This is a genomic window from Streptomyces sp. P13-3-3 (genome assembly GCF_050571355.1).
Classification (GTDB): Bacteria; Actinomycetota; Actinomycetes; order Streptomycetales; family Streptomycetaceae; genus Streptomyces; species Streptomyces althioticus.
On sequence record NZ_CP192228.1, the window covers coordinates 4,771,331 to 4,790,438 of the forward strand.

The following is a 19,108-nucleotide window of genomic DNA, read 5'->3' on the forward strand; positions in this document are numbered from 1 at the left end:
TCGGTCACTGGGCACGCTAGGCAGGCGGTGGCGGGCGGTCGGACAGCACGCGGCCCCGGGCCGCCGTTTCTCACTCGAACGGGCGGCACCGGGGCCGGTGTTGATCATTCAAAGGGAAGATCGGTACCTCGGACGGCCTACGTCCGCGATCAGCTCGTCGGCCTACAGCTTCGTCCACGCCTCCGTGAGCGTCGCGCGCAGGATCTGCTCGATCTCGTCGAACGTCTCCTGGTTCGAGATCAGCGGCGGCGCGAGCTGGATGACCGGGTCGCCGCGGTCGTCGGCCCGGCAGTACAGGCCGTTCTCGAACAGCTTCTTGGAGAGGAAGCCGTACAGGACGCGCTCGGTCTCGTCGGCGTCGAAGGACTCCTTGGTCGCCTTGTCCTTGACCAGCTCGATGCCGTAGAAGAAGCCGTTGCCGCGGACGTCGCCGACGATCGGCAGGTCGTGCAGCTTCTCCAGGGTGGCGCGGAACGCGCCCTCGTTGTCGAGGACGTGCTGGTTGAGGCCCTCGCGCTCGAACAGGTCGAGGTTGGCGACGCCGACCGCAGCCGACACCGGGTGACCGCCGAAGGTGTAGCCGTGCAGGAAGGTGTTGTCGCCCTGGTAGAACGGCTCGGCGAGCCGGTCCGAGACGATGCACGCGCCGATGGGGGAGTAGCCGGAGGTCATGCCCTTGGCGCAGGTGATCATGTCCGGGACGTAGCCGAACTTGTCGCAGGCGAAGGTGGTGCCGAGCCGGCCGAAGGCGCAGATGACCTCGTCGGAGACGAGCAGCACGTCGTACTGGTCGCAGATCTCGCGGACCCGCTGGAAGTAGCCGGGCGGGGGCGGGAAGCAGCCGCCCGCGTTCTGCACGGGCTCCAGGAAGACCGCGGCGACCGTGTCCGGGCCCTCGAAGAGGATCTGCTGCTCGATCTGGTCGGCGGCCCAGCGGCCGAACGCCTCCGGGTCGTCACCGTGGATCGGCGCCCGGTAGATGTTGGTGTTCGGCACCTTGTGCGCGCCCGGCACCAGAGGCTCGAAGGGCGCCTTCAGCGCCGGCAGGCCCGTGATGGACAGGGCGCCCTGCGGGGTGCCGTGGTAGGCGACCGCGCGGGAGATGACCTTGTACTTGGTCGGCTTGCCGGTCAGCTTGAAGTACTGCTTGGCGAGCTTCCAGGCGGTCTCCACCGCCTCGCCGCCGCCGGTGGTGAAGAAGACCTTGTTGAGGTCGCCGGGCGCCTCGTGCGCGAGCCGCTCCGCGAGCTCGACGGCCTTGGGGTGGGCGTAGGACCAGACCGGGAAGAACGCCAGCTCCTGCGCCTGCTTGGCGGCCGTCTCGGCGAGCTCCTGGCGGCCGTGACCGGCCTGCACCACGAACAGGCCCGCCAGGCCGTCGAGGTAGCGCCTGCCCTTATCGTCCCAGATGTGGGTGCCCTCACCGCGGACGATGGTGGGGACGGGCGCGTTCTCGTACGACGACATGCGGGTGAAGTGCATCCACAGGTGGTCGTACGCGGACTTGCTGAGGTCCTTGGGGGTGTCGGTGCTCACGGTTATCGGGTTCCCCACATGTAGGTCTGCTTCTTGAGCTTGAGGTAGACGAAACTCTCGGTCGAGCGCACCCCGGGCACGGCACGGATGCGCTTGTTGATGACCTCCAGCAGGTGGTCGTCGTCCTCGCAGACGATCTCGACCATCAGGTCGAAGGAGCCGGCGGTCATCACCACGTACTCGCATTCGGCCATCGCGGCCAGCGCGTCGGCGACGGCCTCCACGTCGCCCTCGACGTTGACGCCGACCATCGCCTGCCGGCGGAAGCCCACGGTGAGCGGGTCCGTGACGGCGACGATCTGCATCACGCCCTGGTCGAGCAGCTTCTGCACCCGCTGGCGCACGGCCGCCTCGGACAGGCCCACGGCCTTGCCGATCGCGGCGTACGGCCGGCGGCCGTCCTCCTGGAGCTGCTCGATGATGGCGAGGGAGACGGCGTCCAACTGCGGTCCGCCGCCGTTCTTGGACTCGCGGGAGTCCTTGGGGTCTGCGCTTCGACTGGCCACGAGGTCACTGTGCACGACGTATCGACAGTTTCGCAAGGCTCGATCGATGAAATCCGTTGTTAACGAAGCTCATGCTTGCGGATTTCGCAGATGCGGGGGGAGTGGGGGTGTTGAAAACGTCAGCCGTCCGTCTAGGGTGGGTGTCTCAGAGGTTGGACACCTCTCCCCGTACACACCCGACACCCCGGGCACCCACGAGAAACACCAGGAGGGCCTGCAGTGAGCACCGAGCTGCGTCGTCTGCGCAACTACATCGGCGGTGAGTTCCGGGACGCCGCCGACGGACGGACCACCGAGGTGGTCAACCCCGCGACCGGCGAGGCGTACGCGACGGCTCCGCTGTCCGGTGCCGCGGACGTCGACGCCGCGATGGCGGCCGCCGCCGAGGCCTTCCCCGGCTGGCGCGACACCACCCCGGCCGAGCGGCAGAGGGCACTGCTGAAGGTCGCGGACGCCTTCGAGGAGCGCGCCGAGGAACTCATCGCCGCCGAGGTGGAGAACACGGGCAAGCCCACCGGGCTGACCCGCACCGAGGAGATCCCGCCGATGGTGGACCAGATCCGCTTCTTCGCGGGCGCGGCGCGGATGCTCGAGGGCAAGGGCGCCGGCGAGTACATGGAGGGCCTGACCTCCTTCGTGCGCCGTGAGCCGGTCGGCGTCTGCGCCCAGGTCGCGCCCTGGAACTACCCGATGATGATGGCCGTGTGGAAGTTCGCCCCGGCGATCGCCGCGGGCAACACGGTCGTCCTCAAGCCCTCGGACACCACCCCCGCCTCCACGGTCCTGATCGCCGAGATCCTCGGCTCGATCCTGCCCAAGGGCGTCTTCAACGTCGTCTGCGGCGACCGTGACACCGGCCGCCTGATGGTCGAGCACCCGACCCCGGCGATGGCCTCCATCACCGGCTCCGTGCGCGCGGGCATGGCGGTCGCCGAGTCCGCCTCCAAGGACCTCAAGCGGGTCCACCTGGAGCTGGGCGGCAAGGCCCCGGTCGTGGTCTTCGAGGACGTCGACATCGCCAAGGCCGTGGCGGGCATCTCCGAGGCCGGCTACTTCAACGCAGGCCAGGACTGCACGGCCGCCACGCGCGTGCTGGTGCACGAGTCCGTGCACGACGAGTTCGTCCAGGCGCTCGCCAAGGCGGCGTCCGACATCAAGACGGGCATGCCCGACGACGAGGACGTCCTCTACGGCCCGCTCAACAACCCCAACCAGCTCAAGCAGGTCGAGACCTTCATCGAGCGGCTGCCCGCCCACGCGCGCGTCGAGGCCGGCGGCAAGCGGGTCGGCGACAAGGGCTACTTCTACGCGCCGACCGTGGTCTCGGGCCTCAAGCAGGACGACGAGATCATCCAGCAGGAGGTCTTCGGCCCGGTCATCACCGTCCAGTCCTTCACGGACGAGGACCAGGCCGTCGCGTACGCCAACGGCGTGGACTACGCGCTGGCTTCGTCGGTGTGGACCAAGGACCACGCCCGCGCGATGCGGATGTCCAAGAAGCTGGACTTCGGCTGCGTGTGGATCAACACCCACATCCCGCTGGTCGCGGAGATGCCGCACGGCGGCTTCAAGAAGTCGGGCTACGGCAAGGACCTGTCGGCCTACGGCTTCGACGACTACACGCGGATCAAGCACGTGATGACGTCCCTGGAGGACTGACCCTCAGGACGTCGGCCCCGGGCGGTGCAGCGCACCGTCCGGGGCCGACGTGTTTCCGGAGGGCGCCCGAGATGTTTTTTGAACATGTTCAACTTCAGGCGTACGCTCCTGTCATGAGCGACAGAGCCGCCCTGCTCAAGGGCATTCGCGTGTGGCTGGTGTTCTTCGTCGTCTGCCTGGTGCTCAGCGGGGTCACGGCCTTCCCGCTGGTGCACGAACTGCGCTGGACCGAGGAGGCGTTGCGGTCCCTCGGGGCGCCCGAGCGCCTGCCCGGCCTCATGGAGTGGATCGAACGCGTAGGGGACGGGCTCGACACCGCCGACGCCGACCACCCCTTCCTGCTCTACGGCACCGACTGGCTGGCGTTCGCCCACCTCGTCATCGCGGTCGCCTTCCTCGGCCCCTACCGGGACCCCGTACGCAACGTCTGGGTCGTCGAGTTCGGCCTGATCGCCTGTGCCGGCGTCATCCCCCTCGCCCTGATCTGCGGGCCGGTCCGCGGCATTCCCTTCTGGTGGAGCGTCGTCGACATGGCGTTCGGGGTGTTCGGCGCCGTACCGCTGTACGTCGTCAGGAAGAAGATCAAGCGGCTGGAGGCGCTGACGGAGGCAGCCGTTCCGGCGGTCGCCGCCGCGCCCGCTCAGTAGGTTGGGCGCATGACTGGTGAAGGGGTGGGCGGAGCCGTCACATGGGGGCTCCTGGGCGCGTGGGTCGTGCACGATCTCGAGGAACTGGCCACCGCGCCCTGGTGGTTGCGACGCAACGTGCCCGAGTTGCGGAAGCGGTTCCCCCCAGGTGCCGGAGGGGGTGTGGCGACGGGCCGAGACCATGGGCGCGGCCGAGTTCGCCACCGCAGTGGGGGTGATGGGGGCCGTCGTCGGAACGGCGGCGGCCGCCGGACGGCTCTCCGGCGGCCGCCGGACGGCTCTCCGGCGGACGGTCCGGCTTCTACCAGTCCGCGCTGACCGGCTTCGGACTGCACGGCGTGATGCACATGGCCCAGGCCGCGGCCGTACGCGGCTACACCCCCGGCTCGGTGACGTCGCCGCTGGTCGTCCTGCCGTTCACGCTGTGGGCGCGGGGCCGGCTGCGGAAGGCCGGGGTGCTGCGCCCCGCACGGCCGCGCGACGCGGCGGCCGGACTGGCGGCCGCCGGGGCGGCCACGGTCGCCTCGCACGTCGTGGCGCGCCGGCTGCTCCGCTCGACGCGCCGGCCGTCATGACGCCAGGCGCCCGCGCAGCGCGCACAGGACGTCGACGCGGTTGGTGGTGATCGAGTCCACGCCCGCCGCCAGCAGGCGGCGCATCGAGCGGCGGGTGTCCGGGGTCCACACCGAGATCAGGTAGCCGTCGCGGTGGACGCGGTCGGCGAGCGCGCGGTCCACCAGGCTGAAGCGGTAGTTGAGCCAGCGCGGCCGGACCGCCTCCAGCACTCCCGCGCGCACCGGCGCGTGGGACGTGTGGGTGAGCGCGATCTCCGCGTCCGGGTCCGCCGCGCGCACGGCCAGCATGGCGGGGGCGCCCGCGCAGTAGTACACGCGGTCCCGCGCGCCCTGCTGCCGGACGGCGTCCACGATCCGGCGCACGGCGCGCTCGCCCGGGGCGCCGGGCAGGTCGATCATCACCCGGCTGCCCTCGGTCGCCGCCAGCGCGTCGGCGAGGGCGGGCACCCCGCCGTCCGTCACCTCGCGCACCTCGTCCCAGGTGAGGGACGCGAGGGGACGGTCGTGGTCCCACAGGCGCCTCAGTGTCGCGTCGTGCAGCAGCACCGGGACGCCGTCCCGGGTGAGCCGTACGTCGATCTCGACAGCGTCCGCGCCTCGCCGGATCGCGGAGCGCAGGGACGGGAGGGTGTTCTCCCGGACGCGGTAGGGGTCGCCCCGGTGGGCCACGGCGGTCACGTTCTGCATGGTGCCCTTCGCGGGATGGTCAGGAGGCGAGCCAGGAGGCGGTGTACGCGTCGATCTCGGCGGCGATCCGCTCCTTGCCGGCCGGGTCGAGGAAGGACGCCTCGACCGCGTTCTTCGCCAGGTCCCCGAGGCCGCGCTCGTCGAGGTCCAGCAGACGGGCGGCGACCGCGTACTCGTTGGCGAGGTCGGTGCCGAACATCGGCGGGTCGTCGGAGTTGACCGTCACCAGCACCCCGGCCCGGGTGAACTCCTTGATCGGGTGCTCGTCCAGGGTGGTGACCGCGCGGGTGGCGATGTTGGACGTCGGGCACACCTCCAGCGGGATGCGCCGCTCGGCGAGGTGCTGGAGCAGCTTCGGGTCCTGCGCGGCGCTGGTTCCGTGACCGATGCGCTCGGCGCCCAGCTCGTTCAGCGCGTCCCAGATCGTCTCCGGGCCCGTGGTCTCGCCCGCGTGCGGCACCGAGCGCAGCCCGGCGGCGATGGCCCGGTCGAAGTACGGCTTGAACTGCGGGCGCGGCACGCCGATCTCGGGGCCGCCCAGACCGAAGGAGACCAGGCCCTCCGGGCGCAGCCGGTCGTCGGTGGCGAGCCGCGTGGTCTCCTCGGCGGCCTCCAGACCGGCCTCGCCCGGGATGTCGAAGCACCAGCGCAGCACGGTGCCCAGCTCGCTCTCGGCGGCCTTGCGGGCGTCCTCGATGGCGTCCATGAAGGCCCGCTCGTCGATCCCGCGACGGGTCGAGGAGAACGGGGTGATGGTCAGCTCGGCGTACCGCACCTGCTGCCGGGCCAGCTCACGGGCCACCTCGTACGTCAGCAGCCGCACGTCCTCGGGGGTGCGGATCAGGTCGACGACGGACAGGTACACCTCGATGAAGTGCGCGAAGTCCGTGAAGGTGAAGTAGTCGGCGAGGGCCTCGGGGTCGGTGGGGACCTTGGAGTCGGGGTGGCGGGCGGCCAGCTCCGACACGATGCGGGGGGAGGCGGAGCCGACGTGGTGCACGTGCAGTTCGGCCTTGGGCAGTCCGGCGATGAAGGCGTGCAGGTCACGGACCTGTCCGGCGGTGGCCGCGGTGTCGTGGCGGTCGGTCAAGGTTCCTCCCCGGGAACGGCGGCCCGGCCGGGTCGCGGCGGGACGCGGGTGATCGGCTGATCGGTGGTGCGGGGATCATCGTAGGCCCGGCGTACGCGCGCGGGGCGTGGGCCGTAGCATGACGGTTCGTCCGAGGAAGGGGTCGCAGCGCATGTCCGACGACGCACCGGCACCGGGGGCAGGGGACCGCACGGGGGACGGAGCGCCTCCGGCGGGGTCGTCCACCCCTGACGCGTGGCCCGCGCCGGCCGACGGCGGGGCGCCGCACGTGGCCCCCCTGGACGGCTCGCTGGTGGACGCGCGGACCACGGAGACGGGGCGTACGGCACCGCCGCCGCGGGTTCCGGACGCGGAGGCGCCCGCGGCCGATCCCTGGGCGCTGCCCGGGGACCGCTCGGTGGGCTCCGGCGGGCCGGGCGGGACCGTGGTGGCGGGGGAGAACGGGGCGTGGTCGCCGCCCACGGTGCACGACCGGGCGGCGTCGGCGTCGGCGCCCGGTGCTTCCGCCGTGCATGACCAGCAGACGGTGACGTCGTTCCCGGCGGCCTCCGACGCGACGCCGCCCGCGCCGGCGTACGGCGGTCCGTGGGCCGGGCCCTCCGGGGTGACCGGGCCGGTGCCGCAGGCTGCCGTAGATCCGTTCGCGCCTCCGACTGCGGGGGCGGCTGCGGGGGCGGCCGTTCCGCCGCCGCCGATCGGGCCCGAGGGGCCGGGGCAGGTGCCGTACGGCTATCCGCACGCGGGGTACCCGGGGGGTGCGCCCGCCCAGGGGTACCCCGGCTGGGGCGGCGTGCCGCCGATGCCGAGCAACGGCATGGGTGTCGCCTCCCTGGTGCTCGGGATCATCGCGGCGGCCGCGTTCTGCCTGTGGCCGGTGGCCGTCGTGCTGGGGATCCTCGCGGTGATCTTCGGTGCGATCGGGCGGAGCAAGGCGAATCGCGGTGAGGCGACGAACGGGGGGCAGGCGTTGGCGGGGGTGATCTGCGGGGCGGTGGGCAGTGCGTTGGCACTCGCGTTCGGCGTGATCGTGCTGGTCACTTGAGCAGCGGAAGCGCCCTTCAGGGGCGCGGGGAACTGCGCGCTCAGCCACGGAGGACCCGCACCCGGCGTTGGCGGGGTGCCGCTGCGCCCACCCGTGCCGCCCCAGCGGCACGACTGCCCGCAGCTAGGTGCGCCCTTCAGGGGCGCGGGGAACTGCGCGACCAGCCACGGACTGCCCGCACTCGGCGTTGGCGGGGTGCCGCTGCGCCCACCCGTGCCGCCCCAGCGGCACGACTGCCCGCAGCTAGGTGCGCCCTTCAGGGGCGCGGGGAACTGCGCGACCAGCCACGGACTGCCCGCACCCGGCGTTGGCGGGGTGCCGCTGCGCCCACCCGTGCCGCCCCAGCGGCACGACTGCCCGCAGCTAGGTGCGCCCTTCAGGGGCGCGGGGAACTGCGCGACCAGCCACGGACTGCCCGCACCCGGCCGCGTGTCACGACTCCCGCAGTCGCCTCCGGGCCTCCATCAGAGCGAAGCCCAGCAGGTTCGGGCCGCGCCAGCGGGTCGGGTCGTGCGCCCCCTCCGCGTCGGCCGCCAGGCCTATGCCCCAGACCCGGTCGACGGGGCTCGCCTCGACCAGGACGCGGTCGCCCGTGCCCAGCAGGAAAGACCGCAGCTCACCGTGAGCTGCGAACTTGTGCCCGCTGCCCTCCACCACGATCCCGAACCGCTCCCGCCGCCAGACCTCCTCGTCGAAGCCCCGGACCAGGCGCCCGGCCTTCTTCGCCTCCGAGGGGTGCCCCGCGGCCAGGACGCGCCGCTCGCCCTCCGCGTCCCCGAAGAGGCGGGCCTTGGCCGCCATCATCCAGTGCTCCGCCGTCGCGTACTCCACGCCGTCGACGGTGAACGGGGACGGCCACCACTGGCTCAGGCAGCTCGCCCCGACGCGTCCGTCGGGCAGTGGCCGGTGTCCCCAGAAGTGCAGGTACTTCACCCGCTCCCCGGCCCGCACCGCCTCGATCAGCGCCTCCCGGGACGCCGCCGTTCGTACGGTTCCGTCCACGCTCATCACCCCCCTGTCGATCTGTGCGCAGAGCAGTCTCGCAGGCACCACTGACATTCCGTCCTGCCTTTTCCGTTGCCACTCGACACCTGGTCGACAGATTCCGTCGCGTAACCAAATGGCAACAACGGAATCACTTGTTGGAGTGCCTCTGCTCTGTCAGGATCGGCACTCAAATCGAGCTCAAGCCACGCCGCCCCCCTCGGGGACACGGAGGAGAGCGACATGCACAAACCCGGCTCCACCCCGCAGGACCGCTTCCCGGCCGCCGAACGTTTCGCGGACGGCGCGCAGTTCGTCGCGGGCCGCCTGACGAAGGGCACCTCGGGACGCACCCACGCGGTCGTCGACCCGGCCACCGGCGCGGAGGTGTACACCTACGACCTCGCCGGCGCCGACGACGTCGACGCGGCCGTCGCCGCCGCACGTGAGGCGTTTCCGGCCTGGGCGGCCGCCACCCCCGGTGAGCGCTCCGACGCCCTGCACCGGTTCGCCGCCGTCGTCGCCGAGCGGGCCGAGGACTTCGCCCGCGCCGAGTCGCTCCAGTGCGGCAAGCCGCTGAAGCTGACGCGCGAGTTCGACGTGCCGGGCACGATCGACAACATCGCGTTCTTCGCGGGCGCCGCCCGCCACCTCGCGGGCCAGTCGGCCGGCGAGTACTCGGGCGACCACACCTCCTACGTCCGGCGCGAGCCCATCGGCGTCGTCGGCTCCATCGCCCCCTGGAACTACCCGCTGCAGATGGCCGCGTGGAAGATCCTCCCGGCGATCGCCGCGGGCAACACGATCGTGCTGAAGCCCGCCGAGCTCACCCCGCTGACCTCGCTGCTGTTCGCGCAGGCCGCCACCGACGCCGGCATCCCCGACGGCGTGATCAACATCGTCACCGGCACCGGCAAGGAGGCCGGCGAGCACCTGGTCGGCCACCCCGACGTGGCCATGACCTCGTTCACCGGCTCCACCGCCGTCGGCAAGCGCGTCGCCGAGATCGCCACCGCCACCGTCAAGCGCCTCCACCTGGAGCTCGGCGGCAAGGCCCCCTTCGTGGTCTTCGACGACGCCGACCTCGACGCGGCCGTCAACGGGGCCGTCGCGGGCGCGCTCATCAACACCGGCCAGGACTGCACGGCCGCCACGCGCGCGTACGTGCAGCGCCCCCTGTACGACGCGTTCGTCGAGCGCACCGCCGCGCTGATGGAGACCGTCCGCCTCGGCGACCCCTTCGCCCCCGGCACCGACCTCGGCCCGCTGGTGTCCCACGCCCAGCGCGACCGGGTGGCCGGATTCGTCGACCGCGCGCGCTCCTACGCGCGCGTGGTGACCGGCGGTGAGACACCTCTGGGCGATCTGTCCGACGGCGCGTACTATCGCCCCACGCTGATCGCCGGCGCCGCGCAGGACAGCGAGGTCGTGCAGTCGGAGATCTTCGGACCGGTGCTGGTCGTCCTGCCCTTCGACACCGACGACGAGGGCATCGCACTCGCCAACGACACCCCGTACGGGCTCGCCGCCTCCGCCTGGAGCCGCGACGTGTACCGCACGGGGCGGGCCACCCGCGAGATCAAGGCGGGGTGCGTGTGGATCAACGACCACATCCCGATCATCAGCGAGATGCCGCACGGCGGCTACAAGGCGTCCGGCTACGGCAAGGACATGTCCGCGTACTCCTTCGAGGAGTACACCCAGATCAAGCACGTCATGTTCGACAACACCGCGGTGGTCCGCAAGGACTGGCACCGCACCGTCTTCGGGGACCGATAGCAGCCAGGCCGCACGACCCGCGGCCACTTCCCGAAAGGGCACCACGCGCATGGAGCAGTACGAGCCCGACCGCCTCTCGCCGGTCCAGCAGGCCGCGATACGGCGCAGTTTCCGCAACGGCAGGGCGGCCCTCTCCCGCCGTTCCCTGCTGCGCGCCTCGGCGGGCGGCGCGCTCGCGGTCGGCGGCCTGGGCGCGCTGAGCGCCTGCGGCATCCCGCCTGCGGGGAACACCGAGGGCGGCGTCTCGGCGGAGGACCACTCGGCCCAGGAGAAGAGCGTGAACTTCTCCAACTGGACCGAGTACATGGACATCGACGACAGCGGGCGCCGGCACCCCACGCTGGAGGCGTTCACGAAACGCACCGGCATCAAGGTCAAGTACACCGAGGACATCAACGACAACACCGAGTTCTTCGGCAAGATCAAGCCGCAGCTCGCCGCGCGCCAGGACACCGGCCGCGACATCATCGTCCTCACCGACTGGCTGGCCGCCCGGCTGATCCGGCTCGGCTGGGTGCAGAAGCTCGACGCCTCCAACCTGCCGCACGCCTTCGCCAACGTGGCCTCGTCGTACCGCACCCCCGACTGGGACCCGGGCCGCGCCTACTCGTACCCCTGGCAGGGCATCGCGACCGTCATCGCGTACAACAAGAAGGCGCTCGACGGGGTCGAGGTGAGGACCCTGTCCGACCTGCTGGACAACCCGAAGCTCAAGGGCCGGGTCGGGCTGCTCACCGAGATGCGCGACACCATGGGCATGGCGCTGCTCGACATGGACAAGGACCCGCGGTCCTTCAGCGCCGACGACTACGACGCGGCCCTCGCCCGGCTGCAGAAGTCCGTCGACAAGGGGCAGATCCGCCGCTTCACCGGCAACGACTACACCTCGGACCTCACCAAGGGCGACCTCGCGGCGTGCGTCGCGTGGGCCGGTGACGTCGTCCAGCTCCAGGCCGACAACCCGGACATCGGCTTCGTCATCCCGGACAGCGGCTACATGCTCTCCAGCGACAACATGCTGATCCCGAACAAGGCCCGGCACAAGACGAACGCCGAGCGCCTGATCGACTACTACTTCGAGCCGCAGCCGGCCGCCCAGCTCGCCGCCTACATCAACTTCGTCTGTCCGGTCGACGGGGTGAAGGAGGAGCTCGCGAAGCTCGACGAGGACGCGGCGAACAACCCGCTGATCCTCCCCGACAAGGCCATGCAGGCCAAGTCCCGTGCCTTCCGCTCGCTGAGCTCCGAGGAAGAGACGGCATTCGAAGGCAAGTTCGCGAAGCTCACTGGGGCGTGACGAGATGAAGACCACCGAAGAGACCACCAAGGCCGGCGGCGGTGACGTCCGCCTCACCGGGATCAGCAAGACCTACGGCGACTTCACCGCCGTGCACCCGCTGGACCTGACCGTCCCCGAGGGCTCCTTCTTCGCCCTGCTCGGCGCGTCCGGCTGCGGCAAGACCACCACCCTGCGCATGATCGCCGGCCTGGAGGAGCCCACCGCGGGCACCGTCCACCTCGGCGACCAGGACGTCACCGCGCTGCCGCCGTACAAGCGGCCGGTGAACACGGTCTTCCAGTCCTACGCCCTCTTCCCGCACCTCGACATCTACGAGAACGTCGCCTTCGGCCTGCGCCGGCGCGGCATCAAGAGCGTGAAGAAGCAGGTCGAGGAGATGCTGGAGCTGGTCCAGCTCGGCGAGCAGGCGCGCAAGAAGCCGCACCAGCTCTCCGGCGGCCAGCAACAGCGCGTCGCCGTGGCCCGCGCGCTGATCAACCACCCGAAGGTGCTCCTCCTCGACGAGCCGCTCGGCGCCCTCGACCTGAAGCTGCGCCGCCAGATGCAGCTGGAGCTCAAGCGGATCCAGACCGAGGTCGGCATCACCTTCGTGCACGTCACCCACGACCAGGAGGAGGCCATGACCATGGCCGACTGCGTCGCGGTGATGAACGCCGGCCGGGTCGAGCAGCTCGGCACCCCCGCCGACCTGTACGAGAACCCGCGCACCACCTTCGTGGCGAACTTCCTCGGCACCTCCAACTTCATCGAGGCCGAGGTGGACTCCGCGGCGGGCGACGACATCGTGCTCAAGGCGGGCGGCGGCAAGCTGGTGCTGCACCGGGCCCGTGCGAGCGTGCCCGCCGCCACGGGCGGCAAGATCCTGGCCGGGGTGCGTCCGGAGAAGATCTCCCTCACGCACGCCGACGACGCGGGTGAGATACCCGAGGGCCGCAACCGGATCACGGGCCGGATCACCGAGTCCAGCTTCATCGGCGTCTCCACGCAGTTCGTCGTCGACAGCCCCGTCTGCTCCGACTTCGAGGTCTACGTGCAGAACATCGACCGCGACCCGCGGCTCACGCCCGGCGCCGAGGTCGTCCTGCACTGGAACCCGGCGCACACCTTCGGCCTCGACGCTGCGCAGGACATCGACGCCGGCGTCGAGACGGTCGAGGAAGAGGTCGCCTGATGGCCACGGTCACCGAGGCGCCGCCGACGCCGGCGCCCGTCGCCCCCGAGAAGAAACCGCCGCGCAAACGCGGCCGCTGGACGCCGTACCTGCTCCTGCTGCCCGGCCTGCTCTGGCTCGTCGTGTTCTTCGCGCTGCCGGTGATCTACCAGGCCTCCACGTCCGTGCAGACGGGCTCCCTGGAGGAGGGCTACAAGGTCACCTGGCACTTCGCCACCTACTGGGACGCGCTGTCCGAGTACTGGCCGCAGTTCGTCCGCTCGGTGCTCTACGCGGCCTCCGCGACCGTGCTGTGCCTGCTGCTCGGCTACCCGCTGGCGTACCTGATCGCCTTCCGCGCGGGACGCTGGCGCAACCTGATCATGATCCTGGTGATCGCGCCGTTCTTCACCAGCTTCCTGATCCGCACCCTCGCCTGGAAGACGATCCTCGCGGACGGCGGCCCGGTGGTCGGCGCCCTGGACGCACTGCACGTCCTGGACGTCACCGCGTTCCTCGGCTGGACCGCCGGCGACCGGGTGCTCGCCACCCCGCTCGCGGTGGTGTGCGGTCTGACGTACAACTTCCTGCCGTTCATGATCCTGCCGCTGTACACCTCGCTGGAGCGGATCGACCCCCGGCTGCACGAGGCCGCCGGCGACCTCTACGCCAAGCCGTCGACCACCTTCCGCAAGGTCACCTTCCCGCTGTCGATGCCGGGCGTGGTCTCCGGCACGCTGCTGACCTTCATCCCCGCGTCCGGCGACTACATCAACTCGGACCTGCTCGGCTCCACCGACACCCGGATGGTCGGCAACGTCATCCAGTCCCAGTTCCTGCGGATCCTGGACTACCCGACGGCCGCGGCGCTCTCGTTCATCCTGATGGCCGCGATCCTCGCCGTCGTCACGGTCTACATCCGCAAGTCCGGTACGGAGGATCTGGTTTAAATGACCTTCGTCAATTGGTTCAAGCGCAACGTCGTCGTCATGGCGGGCCTGCTGACGCTCGCCTACCTGCTGCTGCCCAACGTCGTCGTCACGGTGTTCTCCTTCAACCGGCCGAAGGGGCGCTTCAACTACCAGTGGCAGGAGTTCTCCACCGACGCGTGGCGGGACCCGTGCGGGGTCTCCGGGCTCTGCGAGTCGCTGGGCCTCAGCCTCCAGATCGCCTTCTGGGCCACGCTCGGCGCCACGCTGCTCGGCACGATGATCGCGTTCGCGCTGGTCCGCTACCGCTTCCGCGCCCGCGGCGCGGTCAACTCGCTGATCTTCCTGCCGATGGCGATGCCCGAGGTGGTGATGGCGGCCTCGCTGCTCACCCTGTTCCTCAACATGGGCGCCGAGCTGGGCTTCTGGACGATCCTCATCGCCCACATCATGTTCTGCCTCAGCTTCGTCGTGGTCGCCGTGAAGGCACGCGTGATGTCGATGGACCCGCGTCTGGAGCAGGCCGCACAGGACCTCTACGCCGGCCCGGTGCAGACGTTCCTGCGGGTCACGCTGCCGATCGCCGCCCCCGGCATCGCGGCGGGCGCGCTGCTCGCCTTCGCCCTGTCCTTCGACGACTTCATCATCACCAACTTCAACGCCGGTTCGACCGTCACCTTCCCGATGTTCGTGTGGGGCTCCGCGCAGCGCGGCACGCCCGTCCAGATCAACGTCATCGGCACGGCCATGTTCGTGGTCGCCGTGGCTCTGGTGCTGGTCTCCATGGCCGTCGGCAACCGCCGCAGGCGTCAGAAGGCATAACGCGTCGTTCCACAGTCCGCAGTAGGGAGTTGAGATCATGGCCCCGAGCGCCATGAGCCGTTGGACGCAGTCCCTCTCCGAGGCCCGGCCGGTCTCCTACTGGCTGGACGACCCCGGCCGCCCCGCCCCCGAGCCGGCCCTGACCGGGCGGACCACCTGCGACCTGCTGGTCGTGGGCGGCGGCTACAGCGGACTGTGGACCGCGCTGATCGCCAAGGAGCGCGACCCCTCGCGGGACGTCGTGCTCGTCGAGGGCCGCGAGGTGGGCTGGGCCGCCTCCGGCCGCAACGGCGGGTTCTGCGCCGCCTCCCTCACCCACGGCCTGTCCAACGGGCTCACCCGCTGGCCCGACGAGATCCACACCCTGGAACGGCTGGGCGCCCGCAACCTCGACGCCATCGAGGAGACCGTCGCCCGCCACTCCATCGACTGCGACTTCGAGCGCACCGGCGAGATCGACGTCGCCACCGAGCCCTACCAGGCGGAGGAACTGCGCGCCTGGTACGAGGAGATCGGCGCCCGCGGCCTCGCCGAGGGCATCGAGTTCCTCGACGCCGACGCGGTCCGCGAGCAGGTCGACTCGCCCACCTTCCTCGCCGGGCTGTACGACCGCCGGGGCGTGGCCATGCTCAACCCGGCCCGCCTCGCCTGGGGCCTCAAGCGCGCCTGCCTCGACCTCGGGGTGCGCGTGTACGAGCACACGCCCGCGCTCACCTTGCGGCAGTACGGCGCCGGCATGTCCGTCCGCACCCCGTACGGCGCCGTCCGCGCGCGCCGGGTCGCGCTCGGCACCAACGTCTTCCCCAGCCTGGTCCGCCGCGTGCGGGCGTACACCGTCCCGGTCTACGACTACGCCCTGATGACCGAGCCGCTCACCCCCGAGCAGCTCGCGTCCATCGGCTGGAAGAACCGCCAGGGGCTCGGCGACAGCGCCAACCAGTTCCACTACTTCCGGCTCTCCTCCGACAACCGCGTCCTGTGGGGCGGCTACGACGCGATCTACCCGTACGGCGGCCGGGTGCGCGCCGAGTACGACGACCGTCCGGAGACGTACGCCAAGCTCGCGGGACACTTCTTCACCTGCTTCCCGCAGCTGGAGGGGGTGCGCTTCACCCACGCCTGGGGCGGCGCGATCGACACCTGCTCCCGCTTCTCGGCGTTCTTCGGCACCGCCCACGCGGGCCGGGTGGCGTACGCGGCGGGCTACACCGGGCTCGGCGTCGGCGCGACGCGGTTCGGCGCGGAGGTGATGCTGGACCTCCTGGCGGGGGAGCGGACCGAGCGCACGGAGCTGGAGATGGTGCGCAGCAAGCCGCTGCCGTTCCCGCCGGAGCCGTTCGCCTGGGCCGGCGTCGCCCTGACCAAATGGTCCCTGGCCAGGGCGGACGCGCACGAGGGCCGGCGGAACCTGTGGCTGCGGACGATGGACCGGCTGGGGCTGGGGTTCGACAGCTGAGCCTCTCCGGGGCCGGGGCCGGGGCCGGGGCCGGGGCCGGGGCGGGGGCCGGGGCGGGGGGTGCGGGACGCTGCGCAGGGGCTTGACAAGAGCATTGGTCTGGACCAAATTGAGCGCGCTCCACCCCTCCAACTCCCCCCTGCCCGGAGGCCCTTGTGGACCGCGCCAGACCCCACGCCCGCCGCCCCCTCGCCGTCCTGCTCACCGCGACCGCCGTCGCCGCGGCCGGCGTCACCGCCCTGACGCCGGCCGCCCGCGCGGCCGACGCGGACCTCGCCCGCAACGGCGGCTTCGAGGCCGGCCTCGACGGCTGGACCTGCCCGGCCGGCACCACCGTCACCTCACCCGTCCACGGCGGCGCCTCCGCACTGAAGGCCACCCCGGTCGGCTCGGACAACGCCCGCTGCGCCCAGACGGTCACCGTGAGGCCCGACTCCGCGTACACCCTCTCCGGCCACGTCCGCGGCGCCTACGTGTACCTCGGTGCGAGCGGCACCGGCACCACCGACGTCTCCACCTGGACCCAGTCCGCCCCCGACTGGCAGAAGCTCACCACGACCTTCCGCACCGGCCCTTCCACCACCAGCGTCACGATCTACACCCACGGCTGGTACGGCACGGGCGCCTACCACGCGGACGACATCACCCTCACCGGCCCCGGCGGCGAGACCGGGCAGCCGCCCGCCCCGCCGGCCGGCCTCACCGCGTCCGGCACGACCCCCACCAGCGTCTCCCTGTCCTGGTCACCGGCCGCGGGCGCCACCTCGTACGCCGTCTACCGCGACGGCGCGCGGATCCGCACCGTCACCGGCACCTCGACCACCGTCACCGGCCTGTCCCCCTCGACGGCGTACGCCTTCCAGGTGGCGGCGCTCAACGAAGCGGGCGAGTCGGCCCGTTCGGCGACCGTCACCGCGACGACCCCGGCGCCCGACTCCGGCGGCGGCGACTCCGGCCTCCCGGCCCACGCCCTGGTCGGCTACCTCCACGCGAGCTTCGCCAACGGCTCCGGCTACACCCGCCTCGCCGACGTCCCCGACAGCTGGGACGTCATCGACCTGGCCTTCGGCGAACCCACGTCCGTCACCTCCGGCGACATCCGCTTCGAGCGCTGCCCGGCCGCGGAGTGTCCCGGCGTGGAGAGCGACGCCGAGTTCAAGGCGGCGATCAGGGCCAAGCAGGCGGCCGGCAAGAAGGTGCTGATCTCGATCGGAGGCCAGAACGGACAGGTCCGGCTCACGACGACAGCGGCCCGCGACACCTTCGTCTCCTCCGTCTCGAAGATCATCGACGAGTACGGACTCGACGGCCTCGACATCGACTTCGAGGGCCACTCCCTCTCGCTGGACACCGGCGACACCGACTTCAGGAACCCGAAGACCCCGGTGATCGTCAACCTCGTCTCGGCCCTGAAGACCCTCAAGGCCAAGTACGGCGACGACTTCGTCCTGACGATGGCCCCGGAGACCTTCTTCGTCCAGCTCGGCCACCAGTTCTACGGCAGCGGCCCGTGGGGCGGCCAGGACCCGCGCGCGGGCGCCTACCTCCCCGTGATCCACGCGCTGCGCGACGACCTCACCCTGCTGCACGTCCAGGACTACAACTCCGGCCCGATCATGGGCCTGGACGGTCAGTACCACTCCATGGGCGGGGCCGACTTCCACATCGCCATGACCGACATGCTGCTCACCGGCTTCCCGGTCGCGGGCGACGCGGGCAACGTCTTCCCGCCCCTGCGCCCCGACCAGGTCGCCATCGGCATGCCGGCCACGGTCAACGCGGGCAACGGCCACGTGCCGCCCGCGGAGGTCGTCAAGACGCTCAACTGCCTGACGAGGAACACCGACTGCGGCTCCTACACACCCCACGGCGCCTGGCCGTCCCTGCGCGGCCTGATGACCTGGTCGATCAACTGGGACCGCTTCGGCGGCTGGGAGTTCCAGCGGACGTTCGACGGCTACTTCGGCTGACCAGCGCCACACCGGTCAGCAGCAGTGCGCCGAGGCACCAGCTCCCCACCACGTCCAGCGGCCAGTGGTAGCCCCGGCGCACCAGGCCGTACGACGCGCCCAGGATCAGCAGGGCGCACAGCGCGACCAGGCACCGGCGGACGGCCGGTGACCCGAGCAGGGGGAGGAGCAGCAGGGTCGCCGTGCCGTACGCGACCGTCGCCGTGGCCGTGTGGCCGGAGGGGAAGTAGCCGGTCGCCGGGGGGACGGCGGGGGTGCCGGGGCGGTCGGTCCAGGCCTTCAGCGGGGCCACCAGCACCGGGACCAGGACCATGGCCGCCGCTCCGGCCGCGGCCGGCAGCCACCAGCGGTCCACACCTGTGGCGCGCAGCCGCCACGCCGTCACGGCCAGCGCGAGGGCGAGGACGGGCACGGCGGTCTCGACGTTGCCGAGGTCGGAGAGGAGTTCGGAGGCACGGTCGGGCCGGACTAGCGCGTCGCTCAGACGCTCGTCGAGGCGGAGGAGCGGACCGTCGGCGAGGACCTGCCAGGTGATCAGCAGGAAGAGGAGGAACGGCACGGCCAGCAGCAGCATGCGGGACAGCTTCGCAGGCGGCGGGGAGCGGACACACCGAAGGGCCGGCACAAAGGGGGGGTGTGCGCCGGCCCTTCGGGGAACGGCTTGCCGTGTCTGGTGCCCGGACGGCCGTCCGGATCGGAACGTCGCGCGCCCCGGGGGGTCTGGGGCGGGCGACCGTCCGATCGTGAGGAGACCCGGGGCCCTCGGGCCCCGGTTGTGTGCGCGAAGCACGACCAGGTCGAAGCTGGGGAGGCCTCGGCCTGAGCCGCCCACAGTCCCCTGTGGGCGGGGGTGTATCTCTCATCCGGGTAGAAACCTACGGCAGGGGGTGGCCCGGCGACAGGGCCCCCGGGATCCTGTCATCCACCCCCCACACGTTCTTCACACGCTCTGCCGCTGTCCGGATCCGGACGCATC

General features: G+C 71.4%; 17 protein-coding genes. 11 read left to right on the forward strand and 6 right to left on the reverse strand.

The genetic code is table 11. From position 1 onward, the window contains the following. Positions 1 to 162: 162 nt before the first annotated feature. Both ACQZOG_RS21945 and ACQZOG_RS21950 read right to left on the reverse strand, forming a co-directional pair. Positions 163 to 1,536, reverse strand: coding sequence for an aspartate aminotransferase family protein (locus tag ACQZOG_RS21945; RefSeq protein ID WP_033275937.1), 1,374 nt, complete (start codon positions 1,534 to 1,536; stop codon positions 163 to 165). Between the two features lie 2 nt (positions 1,537 to 1,538). Then, on the reverse strand, positions 1,539 to 2,057 hold the full coding sequence (locus ACQZOG_RS21950) for an Lrp/AsnC family transcriptional regulator (protein ID WP_033275938.1): 519 nt from the start codon (positions 2,055 to 2,057) through the stop codon (positions 1,539 to 1,541). Positions 2,058 to 2,261: 204 nt separating this feature from the next. On the opposite strand from ACQZOG_RS21950, the gene ACQZOG_RS21955 reads away from it, so the two are divergent. From ACQZOG_RS21955 to ACQZOG_RS21965, 3 genes are all read left to right on the forward strand, one after another. Continuing rightward, complete coding sequence (locus tag ACQZOG_RS21955) at positions 2,262 to 3,701, forward strand: gamma-aminobutyraldehyde dehydrogenase (RefSeq protein WP_033275939.1); 1,440 nt, start codon at positions 2,262 to 2,264, stop codon at positions 3,699 to 3,701. 113 nt (positions 3,702 to 3,814) lie between these two features. Then, positions 3,815 to 4,348: a hypothetical protein gene (locus tag ACQZOG_RS21960; protein WP_037641863.1), complete on the forward strand. Its 534-nt coding sequence runs from the start codon at positions 3,815 to 3,817 to the stop codon at positions 4,346 to 4,348. A 347-nt stretch (positions 4,349 to 4,695) separates the two neighbouring features. Continuing rightward, positions 4,696 to 4,923: an HXXEE domain-containing protein gene (locus ACQZOG_RS21965; protein WP_430741737.1), complete on the forward strand. Its 228-nt coding sequence runs from the start codon at positions 4,696 to 4,698 to the stop codon at positions 4,921 to 4,923. Here ACQZOG_RS21965 and ACQZOG_RS21970 read toward each other — a convergent pair. Together ACQZOG_RS21970 and ACQZOG_RS21975 are read right to left on the reverse strand one after the other, a co-directional pair. Beyond that, positions 4,918 to 5,610, reverse strand: a complete 693-nt coding sequence (locus ACQZOG_RS21970; RefSeq protein ID WP_058917037.1) for a glycerophosphodiester phosphodiesterase — start codon at positions 5,608 to 5,610, stop codon at positions 4,918 to 4,920. The two genes, ACQZOG_RS21965 and ACQZOG_RS21970, sit on opposite strands and share 6 nt — an antisense overlap. Before the next feature lie 19 nt (positions 5,611 to 5,629). Continuing rightward, positions 5,630 to 6,700, reverse strand: coding sequence for an adenosine deaminase (locus tag ACQZOG_RS21975; protein ID WP_033275942.1), 1,071 nt, complete (start codon positions 6,698 to 6,700; stop codon positions 5,630 to 5,632). A gap of 268 nt (positions 6,701 to 6,968) precedes the next feature. Here ACQZOG_RS21975 and ACQZOG_RS21980 point away from each other — a divergent pair, with 268 nt between their 5' ends. Continuing rightward, on the forward strand, positions 6,969 to 7,742 hold the full coding sequence (locus tag ACQZOG_RS21980; protein WP_430741738.1) for a DUF4190 domain-containing protein: 774 nt from the start codon (positions 6,969 to 6,971) through the stop codon (positions 7,740 to 7,742). 432 nt (positions 7,743 to 8,174) lie between these two features. Here the strand turns inward: ACQZOG_RS21980 and ACQZOG_RS21985 are convergent, their stop codons facing one another. Continuing rightward, positions 8,175 to 8,750 (reverse strand): NADAR family protein, encoded by a 576-nt coding sequence (locus ACQZOG_RS21985; RefSeq protein WP_058917038.1) that lies wholly within the window; start codon positions 8,748 to 8,750, stop codon positions 8,175 to 8,177. Positions 8,751 to 8,969: 219 nt separating this feature from the next. On the opposite strand from ACQZOG_RS21985, the gene ACQZOG_RS21990 reads away from it, so the two are divergent. The 7 genes from ACQZOG_RS21990 (at position 8,970) to ACQZOG_RS22020 (ending at position 18,132) form a co-directional block, all read left to right on the forward strand. Further along, positions 8,970 to 10,505: a gamma-aminobutyraldehyde dehydrogenase gene (locus ACQZOG_RS21990; RefSeq protein ID WP_203550034.1), complete on the forward strand. Its 1,536-nt coding sequence runs from the start codon at positions 8,970 to 8,972 to the stop codon at positions 10,503 to 10,505. A gap of 49 nt (positions 10,506 to 10,554) precedes the next feature. Further along, on the forward strand, positions 10,555 to 11,802 hold the full coding sequence (locus ACQZOG_RS21995) for a polyamine ABC transporter substrate-binding protein (protein ID WP_033275945.1): 1,248 nt from the start codon (positions 10,555 to 10,557) through the stop codon (positions 11,800 to 11,802). Between the two features lie 4 nt (positions 11,803 to 11,806). After that, complete coding sequence (locus ACQZOG_RS22000; protein WP_033275946.1) at positions 11,807 to 12,976, forward strand: ABC transporter ATP-binding protein; 1,170 nt, start codon at positions 11,807 to 11,809, stop codon at positions 12,974 to 12,976. Then, positions 12,976 to 13,905, forward strand: coding sequence for an ABC transporter permease (locus ACQZOG_RS22005; RefSeq protein WP_033275947.1), 930 nt, complete (start codon positions 12,976 to 12,978; stop codon positions 13,903 to 13,905). The genes ACQZOG_RS22000 and ACQZOG_RS22005 overlap by 1 nt, the downstream gene beginning before the upstream one ends. Continuing rightward, positions 13,906 to 14,706 (forward strand): ABC transporter permease, encoded by an 801-nt coding sequence (locus ACQZOG_RS22010; RefSeq protein ID WP_033275948.1) that lies wholly within the window; start codon positions 13,906 to 13,908, stop codon positions 14,704 to 14,706. Between the two features lie 37 nt (positions 14,707 to 14,743). Then, complete coding sequence (locus ACQZOG_RS22015) at positions 14,744 to 16,162, forward strand: NAD(P)/FAD-dependent oxidoreductase (protein WP_037641868.1); 1,419 nt, start codon at positions 14,744 to 14,746, stop codon at positions 16,160 to 16,162. 155 nt (positions 16,163 to 16,317) lie between these two features. Further along, complete coding sequence (locus tag ACQZOG_RS22020; protein WP_430741739.1) at positions 16,318 to 18,132, forward strand: chitinase; 1,815 nt, start codon at positions 16,318 to 16,320, stop codon at positions 18,130 to 18,132. On the opposite strand, the gene ACQZOG_RS22025 is transcribed toward ACQZOG_RS22020, so the two are convergent. Further along, a complete protein-coding gene (locus ACQZOG_RS22025; protein ID WP_193456929.1) occupies positions 18,071 to 18,706 on the reverse strand; it encodes a phosphatase PAP2 family protein in 636 nt (211 codons plus the stop codon). The genes ACQZOG_RS22020 and ACQZOG_RS22025 overlap by 62 nt on opposite strands. Positions 18,707 to 19,108 lie beyond the last annotated feature (402 nt).